This window comes from Sedimentibacter saalensis (assembly GCF_007830175.1).
GTDB lineage: Bacteria > Bacillota > Clostridia > Tissierellales > Sedimentibacteraceae > Sedimentibacter > Sedimentibacter saalensis.
Window position 1 is genome coordinate 428,512 of the sequence record NZ_VLKH01000004.1, and the last position, 23,850, is coordinate 452,361.

The following is a 23,850-nucleotide window of genomic DNA, read 5'->3' on the forward strand; positions in this document are numbered from 1 at the left end:
AGGTTTTTATAATTTTTTGAGCATTTTCTTGAGCTCATCTTTGTCAACAATGTGTATCAGCCCTCTGGATAGATTTACTATGCCCAAAGTCTCAAAATTTTTAAGCATTCTGGAAACAACTTCTCTGGCGCTTCCCATGTACTTGGCAATTTGATCGTGTGTAAGTTTAATATCAGGTGATTTGTTTTTTGAAGATTCATCCAGTAAAAATGTAGCAAGTCTTTTGTCAAAGCTTGTGAACAATATTTGTTCAATTGCCCACATGACGTCTGAAAATCTGTCCACAGTGTTTTTGAGAGCAAAATTTTCCACATATACATTTCCCTGGGTGAGCTGACTGAAAGCAGAAATGTTCAAAAGCAGCACTTCTGTATCGCTCTGTGCATCTATGAAAACATCAAATGTGATGTTGTGAAGTATGCATGAAGCAGATAAAATACATGCATCTCCGTCAGAAAGCCTATAAAGCGTAACCTCACGGCCATCCTCAGACAATATATATACTCTCAGTTCTCCTGTAAGCACCAAAAGAAGACCCAGGCACTCATTGTCAGCACTGTGCAGATTTTCTCCCTTTGCATATTTCACTTTTTGTACATTATTCTTAAAAAGTTCCTTTTCCCTGGAACTTAATTTATCCCAAAAGCTTAAATCCGTGACAATATTTTTCAATTCCTCATCATTCATTCAAAAACCCCCAACAAGCATTTACAATATTATAACACATGTTTATTCAAAAGAAACTATTTTCATATTCAATTTTATGTTCATACATACATTTCCGATACTATAAAGAAAAAAAACTAGCAGCTAAGTTATTGACAGTTTCAATGTCATAACCTAGTACTAGTTTTTCTTATTATACTGCTACATTTATTTTGATTTAGCCATCATTTTTTCATCAAGCTCAACCAATACTTCATCATTTATTTTATCAAGATTGTTGTCCCATAAGTATTCCTTTGTTTCGCTTACGATAACACTTGACAAAGCAATGAGTGAAATCAAGTTCGGTATAGCCATCAAACCGTTGAACAAGTCTGCCAAATCCCATACAAATGCCAATGACATAACTGCACCAAAGTATACTGCTACTGTATAAAGAACTCTGTAAGGAAGTATGGCTTTCTTTGAATGGAACAAATATTCCACGCATTTTTCTCCGTAATATGACCATCCAAGTATTGTGGAGAAAACAAATGTCATAAGACCTATTGTCAGAACTATAGGTCCGATAACAGGAATGTTTCCGAATGCAGCGTTTGTTAAATCTCCACCGTTAAGACCTGTGTTCCAAACACCTGTATTAACTATTGTAATACCAGTCATAGCACATACTATTACTGTGTCCCAGAATGTTCCTGTTGATGCAACAAGAGCCTGTCTAACAGGGTTTCTTGTCTGTGCTGCAGCAGCAACTATAGGAGCACTACCTAAACCAGATTCATTGGAGAACAAACCTCTGGCAACCCCATATCTTGCTGTCATCATTATTGTTGAACCTGCAAATCCGCCCACAGCTGCCTTGCCTGTGAATGCGCTAGATACGATCAGTCCTATTGTTGCAGGTATTGTTTTAAATGTCATAGCAAGGATAATAACACAGCCAAGTACATAGAATACAGCCATGAAAGGAACAAGCTTGTCGCAAACGCTTGCTATTCTCTTAACACCGCCTATAATAACTATACCGGTAAGTACTGCCAATGCTATACCTGTAATCCAAGTAGGAACTTGGAACTGATTTGCCATCATGTTAGAAATTGAGTTTGCCTGTACTGTGTTACCAATACCAAATGCTGCAACGCTTCCAAACAATGCAAACATATATGCAAGCGGTTTGTTTTTCATTCCGTATTCCAGAACGTACATAGGTCCGCCGGCCATTGTTCCATCAGCTGTTTTAACTCTGTACTTAACTGAAAGCAGGGATTCTGCATACTTTGTGGCAATGCCGAACACACCTGTCATCCATGTCCAGAAAACAGCACCAGGTCCGCCTAATGCTATGGCAGTTGCAACGCCGACTATGTTTCCTGTTCCGATTGTAGCAGCCAATGCAGTTGCAAGTGCGCTGAACTGGCTTACGTCGCCTGTTGCCAATTCATCTTTTGTTACAGAAAGTTTAATAGCCTTACCAATGTGCTTTTGAATGAACTTGAGGCGGAATGTTAAATAAAGATGAGTTCCGAACAATAAGATTACCAGAGGCCAACCCCACAGCCATCCATCAATAGTTGTTACTAATTGAGCAATTCCTTCCATTTTTACCCTCCTATATAGTATAATTTCATAACGTTTTACGAAACGTTTGCCTTAATTATAGTACATACATTTCATAAATTCAACTAATATTTTGCTCTAATTTGTGATATTTATTTTACATTTTAACGATTAGTAGGTATGCTTGTGATATTTTTTTAACTATTAAGCTGCAATACAAAACTTCACTTAAGCATCATTAAAACTTCACCATATGAACACAAAGGGGCTTTATTATGAAAGAAAGAAACGGAGGAAACAATTATGGGTGATAAAAACAACAATGTATTTGAACGAATTGAAAAAAAATATCTTCTTTCAGAAGAAAAATTCAACTTATTATTTCAAAAAATTGAGCCTTACATGACCATAGATAAATTTGGTCTTCACACAATATGCAATATTTATTACGACACTGAAACATTTGACTTAATAAGAAACTCCATAGAAAAACCATCTTACAAGGAAAAGTTCAGGCTCAGGAGCTACGGTGTTCCGGGAGAAGACAGCATGGTGTTTCTTGAAATAAAAAAGAAATACGGACGCACAGTATTTAAAAGAAGAATATCACTTAGCTTAAATGAAGCTGAGGATTATCTGGAACGAGGCATAAAGCCCCAAAAAGACAGTCAGATACTTAGAGAAATAGACTATTTCATTAAACTTTACAATCCAATAAAAAAAGTATTTATAGCATATGATAGGGTTGCATTGTTTGGAAAGGAAGATGAAAGTTTAAGAATAACTTTTGACACAGACATCAGGAGCAGGACACACAATCTTGATTTAAGAAAGGGAGATTTCGGCATGGCCATTAATAATTTCAGCGGCTATCTCATGGAAATAAAAACATCCGCCTCTCTTCCGCTGTGGCTTGCACGAATATTGTCAGAACTTGAAATCTATCCTGATTCCTTTTCCAAGTACGGATCAGTATACAAACAGGGTTTAATAAACGAAAGACTTTTTGAACAGTCAATCCATGAAGAGCTGGACGAACAGCAATTAATAAGCAAACTAAATTCATCAACAAATCGGAGGAATATAAAATGTTTACAAGCATCTTAACAACTACAACAGAAGCATTATCTGTTACAAATGCCATTGTATGTATGGTGTCTTCATTGGCACTGGGCATAGCAATAGCTCTAACATACATGTACAGCAAAAAATATACGAAAAATTTTGTGGTGACGCTGGTACTCATGCCATTGCTGGTACAGCTTGTCATTATGATGGTCAATGGAAACCTGGGAACAGGGGTTGCCGTCATGGGAGCATTCAGTCTGGTAAGATTCAGATCTGTTCCTGGAAGCTCAAAGGAAATAAGCTTCATATTTTTCGCCATGGCTGTAGGAATAGCAACAGGTATGGGATTCATAACATTTGCTGCTGCTGCAACAGCTGCAATATGCCTTGTGTTTATGGCATTGTACAAAAGCGGCTTCGGCGACAACACTGCTTCTGAAAGATCTCTTAAAATAACAATACCTGAAAACCTGGATTACACAAATGTGTTCGATGACTTATTTGAAAAATATCTTAAGTCATCAGATTTATTGAAAGTTAAAACTACAAATTTAGGAAGCATGTTTGAGCTTCACTACGACGTCGTTCTTAAAAATCTCGAAGAAGAAAAAGCATTACTTGATGATATCAGATGCAGGAACGGCAACTTAACAATTATATGCAGCAGAAAGCATGCTCAAAATGAAGAACTATAAGGAGATTAAAATGAAAAACAAAATATTTTACAAAATGACTGCACTGCTAATGAGCACAGCACTTCTCATGTCATGCAGCACAAATGCCGGAACACAATCAGCAGCCAATGAAACCGGAAGTGAAAATGCTGAAGTTAACTTAAATATCAAAACACTGTCCCAAAGCCTGGTTGAATACCAGGATGATGATTATTACACAGATTGGGAAGGACAAAGTCCAAACTACATCAAATTAAACGGAAGCTCTGCAGAGCTTGAAGGAACAGGAGCATCAATCAAAGAAGGAACCATAACAATAACTTCATCGGGAACATACGTAGTAAGCGGCAGTCTTTCCGACGGACAGATTATTGTAGATGCTTCCAAAGAAGATACCGTAAGAATAGTTTTAAACAAAGCGCAAATAAGCTGCTACGACAATGCTCCTATTTATGTGGTAAGTTCAGAAAAAACAATTATTTCTCTTGAGGAAAACACAGAAAATTCTGTAACGGACGGCAGCTCCTATGTTATTTCAGATGGTACTGACGAACCAAATGCTGCTATTTACAGCAAGGACGATCTCACCATTAACGGAACAGGAAAACTCATCGTGAATTCAAATTACAACAATGGAATTAACGGAAAAGATCAGCTTAAGATAACGGGAGGAACAATAGTAATTAATTCTGTGGATGACGGTCTCATGGGAAAAGATCTGGTTGCTGTAAAGGATTCTGATTTAACAATTACTGCAGCAGGTGACGGTATTAAAGCAACAAACGACACTGACGCCGACAAAGGAAATGTGGTACTTGAAAGCGGAAATTTCAATATAGCTGCAGGCTCTGACGGCATACAGGCTGAAAAAAATCTTTCAGTATTTGACGGAACATACCAGATATCTTCAACAGGAGATTCAATACATTCCAACAGCACCATAAGCCTCTACGGAGGAACTTATGATATAGCATCAGAAGATGATGGTATTCACGCTGATTCCACCATAGACATAAGCGGAGGAACAATAAACATACAAAAAAGCTATGAAGGCATTGAAAGTGCACTGATTAACATTTCAGGCGGAAATATAACACTTGTCTCTTCAGATGACGGAATTAACGTTGCAGGAGGCATGGATAGCTCATCTGTGAACGGAAGACCAGGTCAAAACAGCTTCTCAGAAACCAGTGAAAACAAGCTTACAATTACAGGTGGAAACATTTTTGTAAACGCTTCAGGTGATGGCCTTGATGCCAATGGCTCCATATACATGGATGGAGGAAAAGTTGTGGTAAACGGCCCTACAAACAACGGTAACGGCTCACTTGACTACGACCAGACTTTTGAAATGAACGGAGGAATGCTTATTGCAGCAGGAAGCTCCGGAATGGTTCAGACCCCTACAGAAAGTTCAGCACAAAATTCACTGCTCATCAGCTATTCTCAAATTCAGCAGGCAGGAACTACTGTTAAAATTCTTGATGGAAACGGAAATACAATTGTTGAATTTACACCTGAAAAAACATTCCAGTCTGTACTTGTAAGTTCACCTGATTTAAAACTGGACACAGCATACCAGCTGTACTCTCAGGACACAAAGACAGCTGATTTTACACTTACAAAAAATATTCTTACCATATCTGAGACAGGAGAAGAGGTGACAGTGGGAGGTTTTGGACAGCCCGGACAAGGCGGCGGACGTGGAATGAAACCTGGAATGCAAAACGGTGAAGTACCGGCAATGACGGAAGGTGAAAGACCGGCTGGTTTTAAGGGTGACAGGCAGATGCCTGACGGAAAAAGCGGGGCGACACAACAAACTGACGGAACAAGCGGAGCTACTCAGCAAACTGGCATCCCCGATAATAATGCTGTGGAGACTGAAGCAACAGTATAAAAAATGTCAGATTATTAACAACCTGATTTTCCAAAAAATTGTAGGGGCGGATCTTGTATCCGCCCGTTTTGATAATTCAATAATTTTGGTATATCCGGGAGGACAGTAGTTCGCCCTACATTACACCCTACTGTTCCTTAATTTTTCAGCTATTTTCATTCCTCTGCCGGAAATAATATATTCAAAAGTTGTTCGTGGCACGATTTTTTTTATTTCGTCTAAATTTCCTTCAGCCATTAATTTTCTTACAAGTGAAGCGCTGACAGGTACATTGTCTTCCTCAAATCTTGGTATTTCAATAACCTCAATTCCTCTTTCACCAAGAAACTTTTTCATCATTATGTTGTAGGAAGCTGTGACAACATCAAATGGCTCAGTTCCTACAAAACGTCTTGTAATGTTCAATGGTTTTGCAAAGTGCTGGCAAAATATTGTGAGGTCCAGCATGCAGTTAATATCCCCTGCCTTGTACGTATCCTTCATGAAGTAGGTGGGAAATGTTGCAGATGAAATCAGGTAATCGGATGTGGGATGAACCACAACATTGTTTAAATGTTCCACTCCCCTTTTAACAAGTTCGTACCTGTCCCCGGCAGGAAATATGCTTTTGTCCTCAGACACAACAAACAAATGCAAAATGCTGCACATTTTTGCTGCAGTTTCAACCAGGTACAAATGTCCATTTGTGAAAGGATTGCAGTTTAATACAATGGCACCTGCATTGTCTGAGTTGTGTTCACCTTTAATGGAATTAACAAAGTCCCGGATACCGCCTTTTATATTTTCCATCAATGCAGCGTCCTTTGTTTCTGCTATTAGGTAAAATCCCAAATCGCTGAATATATTTATGTTTTCAGTCTTCGTAAACAAAAACATGTGGCTGTGACCATTTTCGAAGCCTTTAGATGTCAATAGAGTAACAATTTTAGCTGCAAGACCTTCACCCTGTTGTTCGTCTGCAACTGCAATGCATTTGAGGACATTGCCCTGAAGCGAGCCTGTTGCTGCAATTTTTCCGTCACTTAAACATAAGTTAACAGTAAATTCAATTCCCTCATCATAAGACAGATTTTCAGTTTTCAGAAAGTTTTTAAGCTTCTCAAGCTTACTTCCCTTCAGAGGAAATCCGAATTCTTCGTAAAATGTTTCATAGCCCATGTTTTCACCTTTATAAAGTATTTTTTATTGTGTCAATAACTGTGCCGTCACGGTATATTACATTGGCAACTGTCTTGCTGCCAAGTTTTACTTCTTTTGGAACTCCGGTAATCTCTTCAGCTATTCTTTTAAGTTCATGAATGTCAACAACAGGAAGGCCTGAAGCTAAAAGATTTTCTTTAAGATCGATTCTTTTAGGATTTACTGCAATTCCTCTTTGTGTTACTAAAACATCCACGGTGTTCCCCGGAGTTGAAACACATAGAACTTTGTCAACAACTATTGACAGCCTTGCTCTTGTAAGTGGAGCAACAATCATGGTAAGTTTTGCTCCTGCAGCAGTATCGCTGTGTCCTCCGGAACCGCCCATTATGAACCCGTTTGAATCAGTGTGAACATTTACATTGAAATCAGTATCGATTTGTGTGGCTCCCAGTATTACTACATCCAGATTGTCAACTATGGCGCTTTTTGCTGTAGGGCTTGCATAGTGGGATGCAGTTACTTCCTTGTGTCTTGGGTTGTCTCTTATGGACTGCACAGCCCTTAAGTCAAAGCACTGCACATCCATCAATGCTTCAAAGCATCCTGCCTCAAGCATGTCGACAAGATAGCTTGTTATTCCGCCCATACCGAAGCTTCCCTTTATATTTTCCTTAAGCATTATGTCCTTCAGATACTTGGCAACAGCAAGAGATGCTCCTCCTGCCCCTGTCTGAAATGAAAATCCGTCCTTTAGAAGTCCAGAGCTTTGGATTACTTTTGTGGCATAGGAAGCCATCATTAGTCCAACAGGATCTCTTGTAATTTTTGTTGTTCCTGAAACAATTCCTGTGGGGTCGCCTATTTTGTCCACACAAACAACATAATCCACATATGTTTCTGAAATTGAAAAATCGAACAATGGATATTCCATAAGGTTATCAGTTATTACAACAACTTTTTTTGCATTCATGGCATCAACAAAGGCATATCCCAGGGAACCGCATGCAGATTTTCCGTACTTTCCTGAACAGTTTCCCATGTTGTCGGATGATGGGGCAGCTATGAACGCGATGTCAATTGGAGTGTTGCCGTTTTCTATGTCACTTGGACGTCCTCCGTGACTTCTGAAGTCAACCGGCTTTTGCATTATGCCTGATGATATTTCTCTACCAACTGCAGCTCCCATATAGTTTACTTCAAGTCCTGTAACAACATTATTTTTGATGTGATTTACAAGCGGTGCATGGATGTCGAACACAGAACTTGCATTTACTGTCAGGTCCTTGTATCCCATGTTTGCAATTTCTTCCATGACCATATTTATTACATGGTCTCCGTTTCTTAAATGGTGGTGGAAGGATATCCTCATTCCATCCTTAAGACCGCATAGAGTTATTGCTTCTTTTATAGATTTTACCACTTTATTCATTAAAATGCACCTCCTAAAGCTTTAGCCGCTTCCAGAGTCTGTCTGGCTCTTTCAACTATAGGAGCGTCTATCATTTTTCCTCTTAAAGAAATTGCACCTTTTCCCTGCTCCTTAGCAACCTGAATTATATCCATAACTTCCTTAGCATACTCGATTTCTTCAAGCGTAGGGCTGAACACTTCATTGACTGCTTGCACATGTCTTGGTGATATACAAGCCTTGCCTGTGAACCCAAGACTCTTGGCAAACTCTGCATCTGTTCTTAATCCTTCCTCGTCTTCAACATCAGTAAAAGGAGTGTCGTAGACGTCAATGCCTGCCGCCCTGGCTGCCATAACCATTCTTCCCCGGCTGTAGAATATTTCGTCGCCTTGTTTTGTTCGTTTGCAGCGAAGGTCTGCAGTGAGATCTTCTCCTCCTAAAAATATTGCTTTGATTCTTTTGCTGGAGGAAGCAATTTCAAATGCATTTTCGACTCCCAGTGCAGTTTCAATAAGAGGTATGAGGGAAGTTTTCTTTTCAATGTTGTGTTTTCTTTCAACTTCGCCCATATAGTTTTCAATTACTTTAATATCCATTCCGCTGCATACCTTTGGTGGCATAATCATATCAGGTTTCATTGGCAGTATTTCGTCAAGATCCTTCTTCCAGAAATCCGTGTCTATGGAATTTATTCTTATTATGACTTCACAGCCTTTGTATCCAAGATATTTAAGCGCATTTCTAACAAGAATTCGAGCAGAATCCTTTTCTTGAGGGGAAACCGCATCTTCAAGGTCCAATATTACGCTGTCTGCACCAAGGGCATCAGCATTTAACAGCATGCCTGAATTGTTGCCAGGCATAAACAACATGCTTCTTCTCATGATTATTCCATCCCTTCTGCTCTTCTCAGGGCTGTTTCAATCCTTGCACGAATGGCACATTCAACAGCGCCCCTGTCTTTAAGCTGAATTTTTACTCTTTTAACGTCAAATTCAGAAAGAACTTCTCTCACTGTTCTTTCTATGTCTTCGCCGAACTGGTTGTAAACAATTGATGTAAGATTAATTTCTATTCCATTGTCATTAGGCTCAACCTGAACAAATATGTCGCTCGATTCCAAGGTTCCGGCAGTTGCCTTCTTTTTTATCTCCATTTTTGCCACCCTTTCTAAACCTTAAAATTATATATAAAATTATGCAATAAAGCCCACCCTGAAGGTGAGCTTATTATTATTAAACTTTATCCGAATAATATTGGTACTATAAATGTTGCCAACAGTATTATAAATGCTCCCCCAAGCCTTGAAGAAATCTGTGCAAATGGCATGAGTTCCATTCTGTGAGCTGCTGTTAAAACCGCAACGTCTCCTGTTCCTCCCATGTTAGCCATGCAAAGACCGGCTGTGATGGCTGCTTCAATAGGATAGAAACCAACAAGTTTTCCTACAAGAGCTGTTCCAACAACTGCTCCAAGCACTACCAGGAATACAAGTACAAGGTATATTGGTGAGAATGCTGATATAACCTGACCAAGATTTGTGTATGCTATGCCTATTCCCATAAGAAGTGCTGATGTCCAGTTAGTTGCAACAAATTTATACCATCCTGCACATGCTCTTTCAAACTGTTGTGGAAGAACATTGAATGCTTTTGCCAATGCAACGGATATAATCATCCATGCATATGGATGTATGTCAAGGCCTGCATAAGTATCAAAGAAGTATGCTACAATTTCACCAACTACGAAAAATGAAGTTGCAATTGCAATACCAATACCATAGTCAGAAAGCTTCAAAGCTTCAGTGTCTTCTTTTTCCTTAAGGTCATCTTCGCCGATTTCCATGAGTTTACCGTTTCCGCTCAATGAAGGATATTTTTTGCCAAGTCTGTCAAGAAGTCCTCCAAACACTATAGCCATTGCATTTCCCAAAGCCACAGCAGGCACAAGTTTAGAAAGTATTGTTTCTGAAGGAACTCCAAGTCCCTGTGAGAAAACTTCTGATATTGGAACAGCTCCTGCTCCCATGCCGCCGCCCATTATAGGAATGCCTATATACGCTATTGATTCTCCAGGTGCCTGACCAAAAAGCATGCCTCCCAATGACACAAACAACAATGATACGGCAACTCCACCAATTATTGTTGGGAAGTATCTTACTGCTGCCTTAATAAGAAGTTTCTTGCTCATACCTAAAATAGAACCTGTAATGAGTGCTGCAATGTAGAAGTCAAGAAATCCTCCGCCCTTCATAAATGTAGTAACATTTTCTGAAACTGAAGCAGGAATCAGGTTGTAATAAACCATTGCTGCTGAACCGAAAATTATTACGATTGGTCCGCCGCCAAAAAATGTTTTTACAATTGGTGTGTTGTTTCCTATTACGTCAAGCAATGAACCAATAATCATCATAAATGCAAAGGCACCTATCATGCCCCCAGGCAATATGTCCAGAAATACTGCTACAAGCAATATAACCAGCAATGTGAAATAAACTGGTAGACTAATTCCCATAATCTTGTAATCTTTCATAATTTTCCTCCCAGAAATTATTTTATTTTACTCTTATATTCTTGCTACACCTGACTTGCGTGCTGCATCAGCTATAGCATTTGCAACTACCTTTGCTACTCCCTTATCAAGCGCACTAGGTATTATGTTGTCTTCATTTAAATCTTTTTCATCAATGTAGCCAGCTATGGCATACGCAGCAGCCAGTTTCATTTCTTCGTTTATTTCTTTTGCTCTGACGTCTAAGGCTCCTCTGAACACTCCAGGGAACACAAGCACATTGTTTATCTGATTTGGAAAATCAGAACGTCCTGTACCTATAATTCTTGCTCCTGCTTCCTTAGCAAGATCAGGCATGATTTCAGGTGTAGGATTAGCCATTGCAAGTATTATTGCATCTCTGTTCATTGAACGAACCATTTCAGGTTTTACTGAATCAGCAGAAGAAACTCCTATGAACACATCTGCTCCCACAAGAACATCACCAAGACTTCCACTTTTGCTTCCAAGGTTTGTTGTCTGAGCAAGGATGAGTTTTGCTTCGTTCATTTTTTCTCTTTCCTTGTATATTGCGCCAGTTCTGTCGCAAACAATTATATTTTTAGCTCCAGCTGACAACAAAAGGTTTGAAATTGCTGTTCCTGCAGCTCCGGCTCCGTTTATTACAATATTAATATCTTCAATTTTTTTGTCTACAATTTTTAATGCATTTATGAGTCCTGCAAGAACTACTATGGCAGTTCCGTGCTGGTCATCATGAAATACAGGAATATCCAGTATTTTTTTCAATTTTTCTTCAATTTCAAAACATCTTGGTGCGCCAATGTCTTCAAGATTGATTCCGCCAAGTCCCGGTGCAATTAGTTTTACGGCATTTACTATTTCATCAACTTCTTTTGTGTCCAGGCATATAGGGAAAGCATCCACATCAGCAAATTCCTTGAATAGAATTGATTTACCTTCCATAACAGGAAGAGCAGCCTTTGGTCCTATGTCTCCAAGACCTAATACAGCAGTTCCGTCAGTTACTACAGCAACAATGTTTCCTTTAGATGTATACTTGTATACATTTTCTTCATTTTCATGAATTTTCCTGCAGGGTTCAGCAACTCCAGGAGTGTAAGCAAGGCTTAAATCTTCCCTTGTTTCAACCTTCATTTTTGATACAACCTCTATTTTTCCTTTGTGCTTTTCATGAAGTTTCAAGCTTTCTTCAAAATAATTCAAATCGTTTTCCTCCCATAACTGAATTAATTTCACAATCAATATATCATTCCGCGAAAATAACGTAAATATTATGAAAGTTAAAAAAAGTTTTGTTCATAAAAATATCATTGTTATTTAAATAACGATTTCCTGCATACAAAAAAAGGGCTGATGCATTGTGATTATCAGCATGTCATTCTGAGGGCTTTAGCCCGAAGAATCTCAAAATTTCAAAGATGAGATCCTTCGCTAACGCTCAGGATGACATGATAGCGCTTAATGCAACAGTCCCTTTTGCTATTTTACTTTTATTTTATACTTGTGCTGGGGTCTTCCAACTTTACCGTATTCTATGATTTTTTTTACTTTATCTTCTTTTTCCATATAATCAAGATATTTTCTTACAGTAACCCTTGCGACCCCGGAAGACATTGAAATTTCCTCGGCTGTCTTGTAGTTATCATTAGAATTTTCAATTTCATTCCAGATTATTTTATATGTGTACTTGTTAATGCCTTTCTCAAAATCCTCTTCATCATTGCTTTTGTCAAAAGGAGATCCGGCTATATATTTATCAAGTGTTTTTTGTTCAATAGTGTTGGAGCTGCTGAAGCTGTTGTACATTTGCTTATACTTTTCAAGTGCTTCTTTAAACCTTTCAAGGGTGAATGGTTTTATGAGATAATCAACTGCCCCGTATCTGAGTGCTTCCTGAATCATAACGCTTGTTTTATCAGCCGTTATTAAAATGACATCAACTTCTGTTCCTTCTTTTCTGAGCTTCTTCATAAATTCAATTCCGTTTTCTTTAGGAAGATAAATATCAAGCAACAAAAGGTCCACTTTGTTTCCATTCATGAATTCCATGGCTTCTGTGAGATTTGATGCAGCTTTGACTAATTTGAAATCATCTACCTTTTTCAGGAACTTTGAGTTAATATCCCTGACCATCGGATCATCTTCAATAATCATAACATTAATCATCTTTCTCACCGCCTTCCATTGGTATTTCAATATACCATGATGTTCCACCGGATATGGTCAAGTTTATTGCTCCATTCAGACGGTCCACAATTTTTTTTACAATGTACATTCCATAACCTCTCTGGCCTGATTTTGTAGTAAATCTCTGCTCGTAAATCCTGTGTCTTATATTTTCAGGTATGCCCGGACCATTATCTCTCAGTTCAAGAATTAACTTTTGATCCTTTTCATAAAGCGACATGGAAATTATACCTGTTCCGTCAACACTTACGGCATCCAGTGAGTTTTCAACCAAATTTCCGATGATACTTTCCAGGTCTTCCTCAGTCATAAGTTCAGGAAGTTTTGTTAAGCTTGACTGTTTGTCAATTTCAAGCTTAACCCTCATTTCTTCAGCCTTGTAATATTTGGCAAGAAGAAGAGCTGATATGGAAGAAATTTTAATATTTCCGGTTATGATGTCGGTTATTTTGTTCCTGCTTTTTGCAGTCTTGGATATATATTTTATTGCTTCATCATATTCTTCAAGCTGTATTAAACCTGATATGGTGTGAAGCTTGTTCATAAACTCATGATTATTGGCTCTGAGTGACCAGGCCATTTTCTTGATGCCTGTAAGCTCTTCAGCCATTTTTTTAACTTCTGTCAGATCCTTGAAGTTTATAACGCTTCCAATGACCTGATTTTTATCGTCCTTAAGCAGACTGCTGTTGCACATAATGCTAAGCCCAGGCCTTATTTTAACTTCTGTTTCATGCATACCTTCACCGTACTTAATCAATTCATAAGCTTTGTTACCCTGTATGATTTCTTCGGTGTTTTTTCCCATGTCCTCTTCTGTCAGTCCAAGTATGCGCGAAGCTTCCTTGTTGTACTGAATGAGATTTCCTGCTTCGTCAAGGGTAATGATACCCTCCATTACATTTTCCAGTATTGCATCTTTTTCCTTGAACATGAGTGTTATTTCTTTTGGCTCAAGTCCTAGTATTTCATTTTTAATATTTGAAGCAAGAATAGCAGACAAATATATACCAAAAACAAATCCAATCAAAATAAAAGGATAAAACTGTTTTATGATGTTGTTAAGAGACTTTGTGTTTTCATTTACCGTACTACCAACACAAACAGCACCCACCTGGCGTCCTTCATAAAAAACCGGAACAAATGCTCTTACAGATATTCCAAGAGTTCCTTCAGCCTTGGATGCATATTCCTCTGCTGTTTCAAGAACCCTTTTCTCATCTCCTCCTTTAAAAAGCTGTCCTATGTTCTTTTCATTGGGATGTGTAAACCTGATTCTGTCCATGTTGAAAACAACAATGAAGTCCACATTTGTTTTAACTCGTATTTTTTCTATATGTTCATTCAGTTCAGAATCCGGAATGATTTCATTGACGGCCAGAGCCTCCTTGACAAGGCTGTCTTCTGCGGCATAGTAAGCTATGTCAAAAAGCTTTTCTTCCAGCTGTTTATTGAAGATTATTTCCATCTGATAGTAGGAAAATATAGTTATACTTCCAACCGAAAACAATAGAATTAAAATAAAGAATAGTATTATCTGCGTTCTTAGCTTCATGTTTTTTCCTTAGTTATAATATTATACAGCTTTCACCTTTTTTTATAATTCAAGCTTGTTAAGAGCATCCCTCAATGTTTTCAGCTCTTCAGCTGACAGTGTTATTCCTTTGCCCATCTTTTCATGTTCCGGTGACCATTCTCTCAAATCATACTTAGGGTCTCTTTCGTTCCAGCTTATAAGGTTGAGCTCTTTTGACCATCCTCTTGATGATTCAGATATTACTGCAATTTCCTCAACTATTTCATATTTAAATTCAGCCATTTAGTACCTCTTCTTATATTATTTTTCAGGAATTTAATCCCTCCGGTAAAATCATTATACAATAAAATTTTGTCAAGTCAAGACAACAGAAACTCACAAATTTTAAAGTTAAAATCATTTTTCCTGTAAATTAAAGAAAAGATTAATTTAGCAGGAATATTATGTAATAATCGGAGGTTCAAAATGTACTTATATTTATGGTATTTTATTATTTATGCCTTCATAGGATGGTGCACTGAAGTTGTTTATGCAGCCGTGAGCACGGGAAAACTTGTAAACCGCGGGTTTTTAAACGGCCCAGTTTGTCCTATTTATGGTTTCGGGGTTCTTGCAGTAATCAATATACTTACTCCCGTTAAAAACAATTTGCTGTTGTTGTATGCCGGTTCTGTGGTGCTGACTTCTTTGCTTGAATTTTTCTCAGGCTGGATACTTGAAAAAGCATTCAATCACAAGTGGTGGGACTACACAGAATACCCCTTCAACATCAAAGGATACATATGCCTTAAATTTTCGCTGGTCTGGGGAACAGCCTGCCTTTTGGTAATAAACGCTATTCATCCACTGGTGCAGAATTTTGTATCTTACATCAACATAGAAGTTGGGAAAATAATGCTTAGCATTTTTCTGACAATAATGACTGTGGATGTAGTTGCAACTGTTCAATCTGTAATGAAGCTTAACAGACAGCTTAGTAAAATCAATGAAATGGCTGCTAAAATCAGAAGCATTTCCGACGATATGGCGGAAAAAATTTCTGAGGAAAGCATTTCAATAGTTGAAAAAGGCGAAGAACTGAGGGCTGCAATTGAAGAACAAAAATTAACAGTTAGCGGCATCATAGAAGAAAGACTATCTGAAGTTGAAGGCACAATTGAAGACAGAAAAGAAATACTTTCTCAGAAAATTGAAGAGAAAAAAGCAATCATCCGCCAGCTTAAAAATAACCGTGATGAGATGCTGAACATTTCATTCTTTGGAGAAAGAAGGCTATTAAATGCCTTCCCTGGAATAAAATCAAAACACTACAAGGAAGCATTGGATGATTTAAAAGAAAAAATACTGAGGAAGTAACCTCGGTATTTTTATTTTACATGTGAAGTTATTCCTGTGATTCAATTTCCATGACCGTTATACCAACCCATATTTTGAGTGTATCAGACAAAGACAGCTTCTTGACATCAATTTTATATTCAGCCTCGTCAAACTTTAAAATTCTTTTATCAATAACCTGCATTAAGATTTCTGCATCCAGATTCTTAACTTCCTTGCCCAGGGAAGAATTGAATTTTTCTTTAATTGCTTTTTCAATTTCTATGTTGTTTATGCTGTTAATTTGCTCTTCATCAGCTTCTATTATTATTTTTATATCCTTTAGTACAATATTTGAATTATTTATTGATTTTTCAAGCTTCTTTAACTTTTCTACGCTGTCTTCGATCATATTTTCCTGATATGCTATTTTTTCATAGAAGAGATCAATCCTGTAGCTCACCAGCATTGTTGTAATCGAAGCGCCTATGAGAGCACCCCATATAATGCCTGTTGCAAAACAAAACATATATCCTGTTCTTTTTTTATTCATTTTCCCCATATGTCACCACAAATTTTTATAGCTTTGATGAATCCATATCCTATATTTGCTCCGGACAATGATATGAGTACAAAAATTGCCTGCTTTAAAAGCGTTCTAACTTCTCCGTCAAACAATCCTTTTTCTATTACTGTGAACGATGTGAATGTTCCTCCCAGTGAAGCAGCCAATGCCCAAATTTTAATTGAAGCTGCAGCCTCAATCATTGCCTTATAAGGAGGATTGTTTGTAATTATTGCTCCTATTCCTGAAAAAATACCTGCACCAATAACAATTCCAAATGCTACCAAAAAATTCTGTACAACGCTGGAATAAAAAGTCATTAAATCCCCAACTTTCATATTATCTTTTTACAATGTATGAAATAATGCTGTGATTATGACATTCTTCATTATTTGGAAGCAAAAAATCAAATCATGTATCTTTAACACAAGATACATGATTTGTTTACTATAATTATTATAATTGCAATTGTCTGTCAAGAGGAAGTTCAATTGAAAATGTTGTTCCATTGCCTGGTTCTGTTTCAAACCATATTCTTCCTTTGTGGGTATTTGTTATTGTGTAATAAACCATAAAAAGTCCCAGACCCGTTCCGCCTGACCTTTTGAATACGAACGGTTCAAACAATATATCACGCATTTCTTCAGGAATGCCTCCTGCCGTATCTTTAACCGTTATTAAAAGTGTTTCCCCGCAGGATTTTGTTCCGATTGTTATGGTTCCCTCACCATTCATAGATTGAACCGCATTGTTTAGTAAATTTTCAACCGACCTTTTAAAAAGTTTCCTATTTATCCTTACAAGATCATTACAATCACACTTAAATGTGAGTTTGATGTTTTTATAATCACAAATTGGTTTATAACTGTTAATAACTTCTTCAATAATTGGATTTACATTCTGGCTTGAAAGTTCTTCCGGTCTAAACACATTTATTAATTCCGTTACCATTTTATTCATTTCATCAGCCTGTATGACTATCCTGTCAAAATAGCTTTTGATTTTGTCTTCATCTGTAGCTTTGTTTCCAAGCTGCCCAAGGCCGCTGATTACTGACAAAGGGTTTTTAAGGTCATGCACAGCAGTGGAAATTAAGTTGTTCATTGCTGAAAAGTTAATGTTGTTTGAGTTGTTGATGTATGTTAACACTGACTCAATAGAGCTGGCACATGCTGTAAGTATATGCAGCCTGGCAGGATGTGCATATTGAACAGGAACACTTATGTCCAAGGCACCAAGCACCTGTCCGTTGCTTATAATAGGAACTCCTATACAAGAGCAGGAACCATATACCATTCCAAAATGTTCAACACCATGAACAAGAACCGGTTCCCTTAGTCTTAGTGCCGTTCCTATTCCATTGTTTCCGATAACTTTTTCTGACCAGTTTGAACCCAGGCATAATCCTGCATCTTTTCCGCCTAATTCTTGAGGGGTGCCTCTTAAATCAATTATCCATCCTTCTTTATCTGCTAGACTTACAATGTGCGGAATTTCTTCCAAACTTAAAGACAAAGACTCCAGGTAGGGTTTGCATATTTCTATAAGTTTGGAATTTTCTCGAATTTTTATTGATAGTTCTTCCTCAGAGAGAAATTTATATTTCAGCTTGTCAGACTGCAAATCAAATTCACTGCATCGTTTCCACGACTCCAATGTAATTGGTCTTGCTTCAGAACTTTTTTTGACATTAGAAACAAAACTTTCCCATTCTGCATAAACATCACGTGCTACATCAAAATTATTCACAATATACCCCCGTCCCCGCTTGTAAAAATAAGAATTACTTATGTCTTACACTTTATTATTACAAATAATATAAATTTTGTCAACGTTTGCACGATTAAGTTTCTCAGACCCTGTCTCCTCCTCAGGGCATAACTCTACATTACCTAAGACGTTTATATTAAAGAAATGTTCCATCACATCATAAAATAATAAATACTACAAAACTTGTATTGATACGTCAACACAAGTTTAATTAAGCTATATATTTTAAGCTAATGTTATCACAGCTGCTAATAGCAAATAATAATTAGAATAAAAGCGAGAAATAAATTAAATCTTTGTTTTCTCTGAAAAAGCTATCTATTGGTGGTAAGATTTTTTTGGAAGATTTGCTGCCACTATCACTCCAATAAATGAAAAGAAAAATCCAAACAATGTATATTTAAATTCATAATATCCTTTAAGTTTGGCAATCTTAGAGCTGATGGACCCGCATATAAGTCCCTGCAACACTGCTCCGAACAATATATTCATGTAGTAAGTTGACCAAAATTCTTTGAAAACTTCCATCTTCTCCTCCTATATCGCTGGCGATATAAGCATTATACCACCATTTTTTACATGTTTCAACAGCTTAAGAAAACATTTTCATTTCTTTATACTGTTGTAATATTCATCAGCCAGCAAGCCGTACATCGATGCATCACATATACCTTGGTTGTTTTTGTCTGCATTTCGCAATGTACCTTCATAAGTCAAGCCGCACTTTAGCATAACCTTGCCTGAATTTGGATTTTTTGGATCATGACGTGATTCTATTCGCTTTGCTCCAACCTCTTCAATTAAAAATGGAATTATTCCGGCAAAAGCCTCAGATGTAATGCCCTGATGCCACCATTTCCTGCCAATACAATACCCTATATGCACCATATTGATTTCTTCATCCATATGTACAACACTGATGCTTCCCACTGGTTCATTTTGATTTTCCTTTAAAACAATTGCCCATTGATAAAACTTGTTGTCAGCATAACTGTTAACCCAGTCATTTACTACAATTTCTGATATTTCTACAGAGGTATGAGTGGGCCATGTTAAAAACTTTGTAACCTCGCTGTCATTTGCCCAGTTGTTGTATAATGCTTCTGCATCTGAAAGTTTAAATTTCCTCAATATTAATCTTTCTGTTTCCAGATTTACCGTCCCCAAATGATTCATAATTTCCTCCCTTAACATTTTATTTCTATAATATTAACATTTTACCATAAATTTCTCCAGCATTTAATTTTCACATATAAAAATTATAGCTAGTTAAAAATTTCATCTTCATTATTGCAGGCAAATACAATATTAATTCTCCATAATTTCTTCACAAGCTCATTGTATGATAATAAAAAAATACTAAATTTGAGAGGATATATGAAAAAAAATAATTTGATACTTGGAGCAGTTGCTCTTATAGTGGTAGCAGCTGCAGCATTCACATTTTTAAAACCTAATACTGATAAAGGGAAAACTAATGATCAACCAAAGACAGCTCCGGTTTCAGCTATTAATGAAAATGGCGATATAGTAATTCCAATTGCTGATATAACTGAGGATGCAACTTTCTACTCATACGACAAGCTTGACACATACATGGAAGTTTTAGCTGTTAAGGCTTCTGACGGAACAATCCGAACAGCATTCAACACTTGCCAGGTATGCTATTCTTCAGGAAAGGGCTACTATGTCCAGGACGGCAACGTCCTGGTATGTCAGAACTGCGGAAACAGATTTAATATGGATGAAATTGAAGTAGCCAAAGGTGGATGTAACCCGGTTCCTATATTTGATGAGTGGAAAGAAGTAACCAACTCTTCTATTATTATAACCAAGGATGTATTCGTTGAAGCTGAAGGTATTTTTGCAAACTGGAAGAATTAAGCGGTAATTAAAAATGCAGAATTCAATTGAACAACAAATTATAAAAATAGATGGAATCACTTGTGCTGCATGTGAACGCAAAATTGAAAAAGCAATAAAAAATCTGGATGGAATATTGAGTGCAGATGTGGACTATGCTTCTGCCACAGCAGATGTTTCCTATTTTAGCCCTAAGGTAGATTTAAATGATATTTATGATGCCATAAGAAATGCCGGATATGAGGTAATCTTTGATGATACCTACGAAAAGGAGTCATCACATATGACTACCCTCTTCATAGGCATTATACTTGCAGGTTTGTATATTATTATAAACAATACTGTAGGGTTTAATTTTTTTCCTCAGGTTACCAGCAGCATGGGCTTTGGAATGCTTTTTATTGCAGGACTTTTCACTTCAGTTCACTGCATTGCCATGTGCGGAGGTATCAGTCTATCTCAATGTGCCGGCTGTGGCGGCTGCGAAAGCAAAAATATATACTTAAGGCTCAAGCCAAATTATTTATATAATTCGGGCAGAGTGACATCTTACACATTTTTAGGAGGCCTGGCCGGTGCCCTTGGTTCTGTTTTCAGTGTGTCTCTTAAGGGTAAGGCTTTTATTTCTCTTGTAGCAGGCTTGTTTATGATAGTTATGGGAATTAATATGCTTGGCATAAACTCTGTCTTGAGAAAAATTATGCCTCGCCTTCCAAAAGCCTTGACTGATAAAATCGACAGCACAAAAAATCATAAAGGATCTTTTATTGTGGGACTTCTTAACGGATTTATGCCCTGCGGTCCTCTTCAGGCCATGCAGCTTTACGCCCTTGGAACCGGTAGTTTCCTGACAGGAGCTGTATCAATGCTTATATTCGGATTAGGTACTGTTCCGCTCATGTTCGCATTTGGTGCTTTCAGCTCTCTTATCAGTTCAAAATTTACAAAACAAATGATGAAGGTAAGCGCCATGTTAGTCATAATATTGGGAGTGGTAATGGGAAGAAGAGGTCTTTCTCTGGCAGGAATCAACATTGCTGAAACTTTACTGTCACCACTTGGCATTAATTTTGAACAAAATGACAGTTCTAAAAATGCTGTTATAAAAGATGGCTATCAAACAGTAACAACAAATCTTGAATCAGGAAAATATCAGCCAATTACAGTGTATGCAGATGTTCCTTTGAAATGGACTATAACTGCTGATAAAGAAAACTTGAACGGATGCAACAATGAAATTATTATTCCTGAGTTCAATAAACAGCAAAAATTAGTGCAAGGTGAAAACATTATTGAATTTACACCGACAAAAACAGGAACTGTAACCTACACATGCTGGATGGGTATGATAAGCAACACAATAACAGTTAAATAAATCAGCATTAAACTGCCATACAGGGCAGTTTTTTATTTGCAAATTGTATATTTTTAAATTATCTGAATACTGTGAAAATCTGAAATTTTTTTAAAAATACTCTAAAAATTTCTTATGATATTAACCATTGAATTTCATTAAAGTTTCAATGTAAAGTTACATTGTTAAATTGTTGTCTTTCTCGTAAAAAAAATATTAAAAAAAATGAAATTTTTTATTGTAAAACCTTACATCTTACATTATAATTATAACATTCTGAAAAAATGCACTTATTTGCATAATCTGAAAGGTTTTCAGAATCTTGATCTAATTATAAGGAGGAAGATAATTTAAAAAAATGGTAAGAATCGAGAATGTAATGAAGGACTTTGGGGGTCAAAGAGTTATTGAAAATCTCAACTTGGAAGCTAAACAAGGTGAATTTCTGACTTTACTTGGTCCCAGTGGTTGCGGAAAAACAACTACATTAAGAATGATTGCAGGATTTGAAGAGCCTACGGGAGGTAAAATTCTACTTAATGGGAAAGATGTTTCTCAAAATCAACCATATGAAAGAGATGTAAACACTGTGTTTCAAAGTTACGCTCTTTTTCCTCATATGAATATTTTTGAAAATATAGCTTTCGGTCTTAAGTTAAAAAAACTGCCTAAGGAAGAAATTAAAAAAAGAGTTAAAGAAGCATTGAGGTTGGTCCGACTTGAAGGTTACGAAGAAAGAAAACCCAATGAAATCAGCGGCGGGCAAAAACAAAGAGTTGCAATTGCCAGAGCCATTATCAACAACCCAAAAGTACTCTTATTGGATGAACCTTTGGGTGCCTTGGACATGAAACTTAGGAAAGAAATGCAAATAGAGCTGAAGCACCTTCAGCAAAAGCTTGGTATAACATTTATTTATGTCACACATGACCAGGAAGAAGCCTTGGTATTGTCAGACAGAATTGCCGTAATGAACAACGGCAAGGTAGAACAGCTAGGTAACCCAAGCGAAATATATGAAAGACCAAAGACTAAATTTGTTGCTGATTTTATCGGTGAAACAAATTTATTCGAAGGAGCAGTGAGCCATGTATCAGAAAATTGTATTAAAGTTATTATTGATGACTTAAGTGAAATAACAATAACAGATCCGCTTCTTGATAAATTGTCTTTAAAGAAAAATGCAAATGTGTATGTTGCAGTGAGACCTGAAAAAATGAAGCTTGTTTCTTCAGCAGAAGAAGGTATGAATAAAATAAAGGTTACGGTAAAAGAAAAAATTTATGCGGGTTCTGTCAATAAAACCATTGCTGCTCTGTCAAAGGGAAATGAAATAACAATCAATGAGCTGACTGGCAACACAACTACCATTAATGATATAAATAAAAGCATGTTTGCTCAGTGGGACTATGAAGATGGGGTGGTGATTCTGCAATGACCACAAATTCACTTAAAAAAAACAAAGGACCCCTTTGGACCCTTTCCCCATTAGTAATTTGGCTTTCAATTTTGGTGGCTGTTCCACTTATGTTTGTAATAGCCATAGGATTCTTAAGCCGCGGAACATACGGCAATGTGGAATTTAAATTTACACTAGAAAACTACATGAGAATATTTAATCCTTTGTACCTTAAAATGCTGTTATCATCGCTGTGGCTTTCATTTATAACAACCATAATTTGTCTTGCAGCAGGATATCCATTTGCCTATTTCATAGCAAATGCTCCTAAAAGAATAAGAGGAATACTGTTGATGCTTATAATCATACCATTCTGGACAAATTCTCTTATAAGGACATACGCATGGATTACCCTTTTAAGGACAAGCGGAATAATTAACTCTTACTTGATGCAGTTTGGAATGATAAATGAACCAATACAATTTCTCTATACAAACGGTGCTGTAGTTCTTGGGCTTGCATATACACTGTTTCCTTTTATGGTTCTTCCTCTGTATGCTTCAATTGAAAGTCTTGATAAAAGATATCTTGAAGCTGCATCTGATTTAGGAGCAAATCCATGGACGACATTTTGGAAAATTACAGTTCCGCTGACAATGCCCGGAATAATAGCAGGCTGTATATTGGTGTTTATACCAACTCTCGGATTGTTTTTCATTCCGGATTTGATGGGTGGCAGTAAAATAATGCTCATAAGCAACTTTATAAAGAACCAGTTTTTGACTGCAAGAGATTGGCCTTTTGGTTCTGCAGCTTCTATTGTGTTAATAGCTCTTACTTTTATTTTGCTTGGTGTATATGTAAAAATACTGAACAAAAATAAAAACATGGAGGTATTGTAGTGGTT

General features: G+C 37.0%; 24 protein-coding genes. 8 read left to right on the plus strand and 16 right to left on the minus strand.

Annotated elements, in window-relative coordinates; all coding sequences use genetic code 11:
• Positions 1 to 6 precede the first annotated feature (6 nt).
• Together LY60_RS09615 and LY60_RS09620 are read right to left on the minus strand one after the other, a co-directional pair.
• The gene (locus LY60_RS09615; RefSeq protein ID WP_145082823.1) at positions 7 to 687 is read right to left on the minus strand and encodes a Crp/Fnr family transcriptional regulator; all 681 of its coding nucleotides are present in this window, start codon (positions 685 to 687) and stop codon (positions 7 to 9) included.
• A 186-nt stretch (positions 688 to 873) separates the two neighbouring features.
• Positions 874 to 2,265, minus strand: a complete 1,392-nt coding sequence (locus LY60_RS09620) for an alanine/glycine:cation symporter family protein (protein WP_145082825.1) — start codon at positions 2,263 to 2,265, stop codon at positions 874 to 876.
• Positions 2,266 to 2,526: 261 nt separating this feature from the next.
• Here LY60_RS09620 and LY60_RS09625 point away from each other — a divergent pair, with 261 nt between their 5' ends.
• From LY60_RS09625 to LY60_RS09635, 3 genes are read left to right on the plus strand one after another with little or no spacing between them, the layout of a single operon-like run.
• Positions 2,527 to 3,330, plus strand: a complete 804-nt coding sequence (locus LY60_RS09625) for a polyphosphate polymerase domain-containing protein (protein WP_145082827.1) — start codon at positions 2,527 to 2,529, stop codon at positions 3,328 to 3,330.
• Positions 3,312 to 3,986, plus strand: coding sequence for a DUF4956 domain-containing protein (locus LY60_RS09630; RefSeq protein WP_145082829.1), 675 nt, complete (start codon positions 3,312 to 3,314; stop codon positions 3,984 to 3,986). The genes LY60_RS09625 and LY60_RS09630 overlap by 19 nt, the downstream gene beginning before the upstream one ends.
• Positions 3,987 to 3,996: 10 nt before the next feature.
• Positions 3,997 to 5,865, plus strand: coding sequence for a carbohydrate-binding domain-containing protein (locus LY60_RS09635; protein WP_145082831.1), 1,869 nt, complete (start codon positions 3,997 to 3,999; stop codon positions 5,863 to 5,865).
• Between the two features lie 120 nt (positions 5,866 to 5,985).
• Here LY60_RS09635 and citC read toward each other — a convergent pair whose 3' ends face one another.
• From citC to LY60_RS09680, 9 genes are all read right to left on the minus strand, one after another.
• Positions 5,986 to 7,023 carry a [citrate (pro-3S)-lyase] ligase gene (gene citC / locus LY60_RS09640; RefSeq protein ID WP_145082833.1) on the minus strand — a complete coding sequence of 346 codons (1,038 nt, stop codon included), beginning with the start codon at positions 7,021 to 7,023 and terminating at the stop codon, positions 5,986 to 5,988.
• A gap of 10 nt (positions 7,024 to 7,033) precedes the next feature.
• Entirely contained in the window at positions 7,034 to 8,437 is a 1,404-nt protein-coding gene (gene citF / locus LY60_RS09645) for a citrate lyase subunit alpha (protein ID WP_145082835.1), read from the minus strand.
• Entirely contained in the window at positions 8,437 to 9,303 is an 867-nt protein-coding gene (locus LY60_RS09650; RefSeq protein ID WP_145082837.1) for an HpcH/HpaI aldolase/citrate lyase family protein, read from the minus strand. Before LY60_RS09650 ends, citF begins: the two co-directional genes overlap by 1 nt.
• A gap of 2 nt (positions 9,304 to 9,305) precedes the next feature.
• Positions 9,306 to 9,575: a citrate lyase acyl carrier protein gene (gene citD, locus LY60_RS09655; protein ID WP_145082839.1), complete on the minus strand. Its 270-nt coding sequence runs from the start codon at positions 9,573 to 9,575 to the stop codon at positions 9,306 to 9,308.
• 86 nt (positions 9,576 to 9,661) lie between these two features.
• Positions 9,662 to 10,951 (minus strand): 2-hydroxycarboxylate transporter family protein, encoded by a 1,290-nt coding sequence (locus tag LY60_RS09660; RefSeq protein ID WP_145082841.1) that lies wholly within the window; start codon positions 10,949 to 10,951, stop codon positions 9,662 to 9,664.
• A gap of 33 nt (positions 10,952 to 10,984) precedes the next feature.
• Complete coding sequence (locus LY60_RS09665) at positions 10,985 to 12,157, minus strand: NAD(P)-dependent malic enzyme (protein ID WP_145082843.1); 1,173 nt, start codon at positions 12,155 to 12,157, stop codon at positions 10,985 to 10,987.
• 276 nt (positions 12,158 to 12,433) lie between these two features.
• Complete coding sequence (locus tag LY60_RS09670; protein ID WP_145082845.1) at positions 12,434 to 13,120, minus strand: response regulator; 687 nt, start codon at positions 13,118 to 13,120, stop codon at positions 12,434 to 12,436.
• Positions 13,113 to 14,696, minus strand: coding sequence for an ATP-binding protein (locus LY60_RS09675; RefSeq protein WP_145082847.1), 1,584 nt, complete (start codon positions 14,694 to 14,696; stop codon positions 13,113 to 13,115). Before LY60_RS09675 ends, LY60_RS09670 begins: the two co-directional genes overlap by 8 nt.
• Before the next feature lie 42 nt (positions 14,697 to 14,738).
• Positions 14,739 to 14,960, minus strand: a complete 222-nt coding sequence (locus tag LY60_RS09680) for a YdbC family protein (protein ID WP_145082849.1) — start codon at positions 14,958 to 14,960, stop codon at positions 14,739 to 14,741.
• A gap of 183 nt (positions 14,961 to 15,143) precedes the next feature.
• Between LY60_RS09680 and LY60_RS09685 the strand changes: the two genes are divergently transcribed.
• Positions 15,144 to 16,034, plus strand: a complete 891-nt coding sequence (locus LY60_RS09685) for a putative ABC transporter permease (RefSeq protein ID WP_145082851.1) — start codon at positions 15,144 to 15,146, stop codon at positions 16,032 to 16,034.
• Positions 16,035 to 16,062: 28 nt separating this feature from the next.
• Here LY60_RS09685 and LY60_RS09690 read toward each other — a convergent pair whose 3' ends face one another.
• From LY60_RS09690 to LY60_RS09710, 5 genes are all read right to left on the minus strand, one after another.
• Positions 16,063 to 16,545 carry a sporulation membrane protein YtrI gene (locus LY60_RS09690; RefSeq protein ID WP_145082853.1) on the minus strand — a complete coding sequence of 161 codons (483 nt, stop codon included), beginning with the start codon at positions 16,543 to 16,545 and terminating at the stop codon, positions 16,063 to 16,065.
• Positions 16,542 to 16,877, minus strand: coding sequence for a YtrH family sporulation protein (locus LY60_RS09695; protein WP_019228281.1), 336 nt, complete (start codon positions 16,875 to 16,877; stop codon positions 16,542 to 16,544). The genes LY60_RS09690 and LY60_RS09695 overlap by 4 nt, the downstream gene beginning before the upstream one ends.
• A gap of 136 nt (positions 16,878 to 17,013) precedes the next feature.
• Complete coding sequence (locus LY60_RS09700; RefSeq protein ID WP_246145409.1) at positions 17,014 to 18,306, minus strand: ATP-binding protein; 1,293 nt, start codon at positions 18,304 to 18,306, stop codon at positions 17,014 to 17,016.
• 339 nt (positions 18,307 to 18,645) lie between these two features.
• Positions 18,646 to 18,855 (minus strand): hypothetical protein, encoded by a 210-nt coding sequence (locus LY60_RS09705; protein WP_145082857.1) that lies wholly within the window; start codon positions 18,853 to 18,855, stop codon positions 18,646 to 18,648.
• A 78-nt stretch (positions 18,856 to 18,933) separates the two neighbouring features.
• Positions 18,934 to 19,503: a GNAT family N-acetyltransferase gene (locus LY60_RS09710; protein ID WP_145082859.1), complete on the minus strand. Its 570-nt coding sequence runs from the start codon at positions 19,501 to 19,503 to the stop codon at positions 18,934 to 18,936.
• A gap of 201 nt (positions 19,504 to 19,704) precedes the next feature.
• Between LY60_RS09710 and LY60_RS09715 the strand changes: the two genes are divergently transcribed.
• From LY60_RS09715 to LY60_RS09730, 4 genes are all read left to right on the plus strand, one after another.
• Positions 19,705 to 20,211 carry a DUF2318 domain-containing protein gene (locus tag LY60_RS09715; protein WP_145082861.1) on the plus strand — a complete coding sequence of 169 codons (507 nt, stop codon included), beginning with the start codon at positions 19,705 to 19,707 and terminating at the stop codon, positions 20,209 to 20,211.
• Positions 20,212 to 20,224: 13 nt separating this feature from the next.
• Positions 20,225 to 21,565 (plus strand): urease accessory protein UreH domain-containing protein, encoded by a 1,341-nt coding sequence (locus tag LY60_RS09720; RefSeq protein WP_145082863.1) that lies wholly within the window; start codon positions 20,225 to 20,227, stop codon positions 21,563 to 21,565.
• Positions 21,566 to 21,902: 337 nt separating this feature from the next.
• Entirely contained in the window at positions 21,903 to 22,982 is a 1,080-nt protein-coding gene (locus LY60_RS09725; protein ID WP_145082865.1) for an ABC transporter ATP-binding protein, read from the plus strand.
• On the plus strand, positions 22,979 to 23,845 hold the full coding sequence (locus tag LY60_RS09730; RefSeq protein WP_145082867.1) for an ABC transporter permease: 867 nt from the start codon (positions 22,979 to 22,981) through the stop codon (positions 23,843 to 23,845). Before LY60_RS09725 ends, LY60_RS09730 begins: the two co-directional genes overlap by 4 nt.
• Positions 23,846 to 23,850 lie beyond the last annotated feature (5 nt).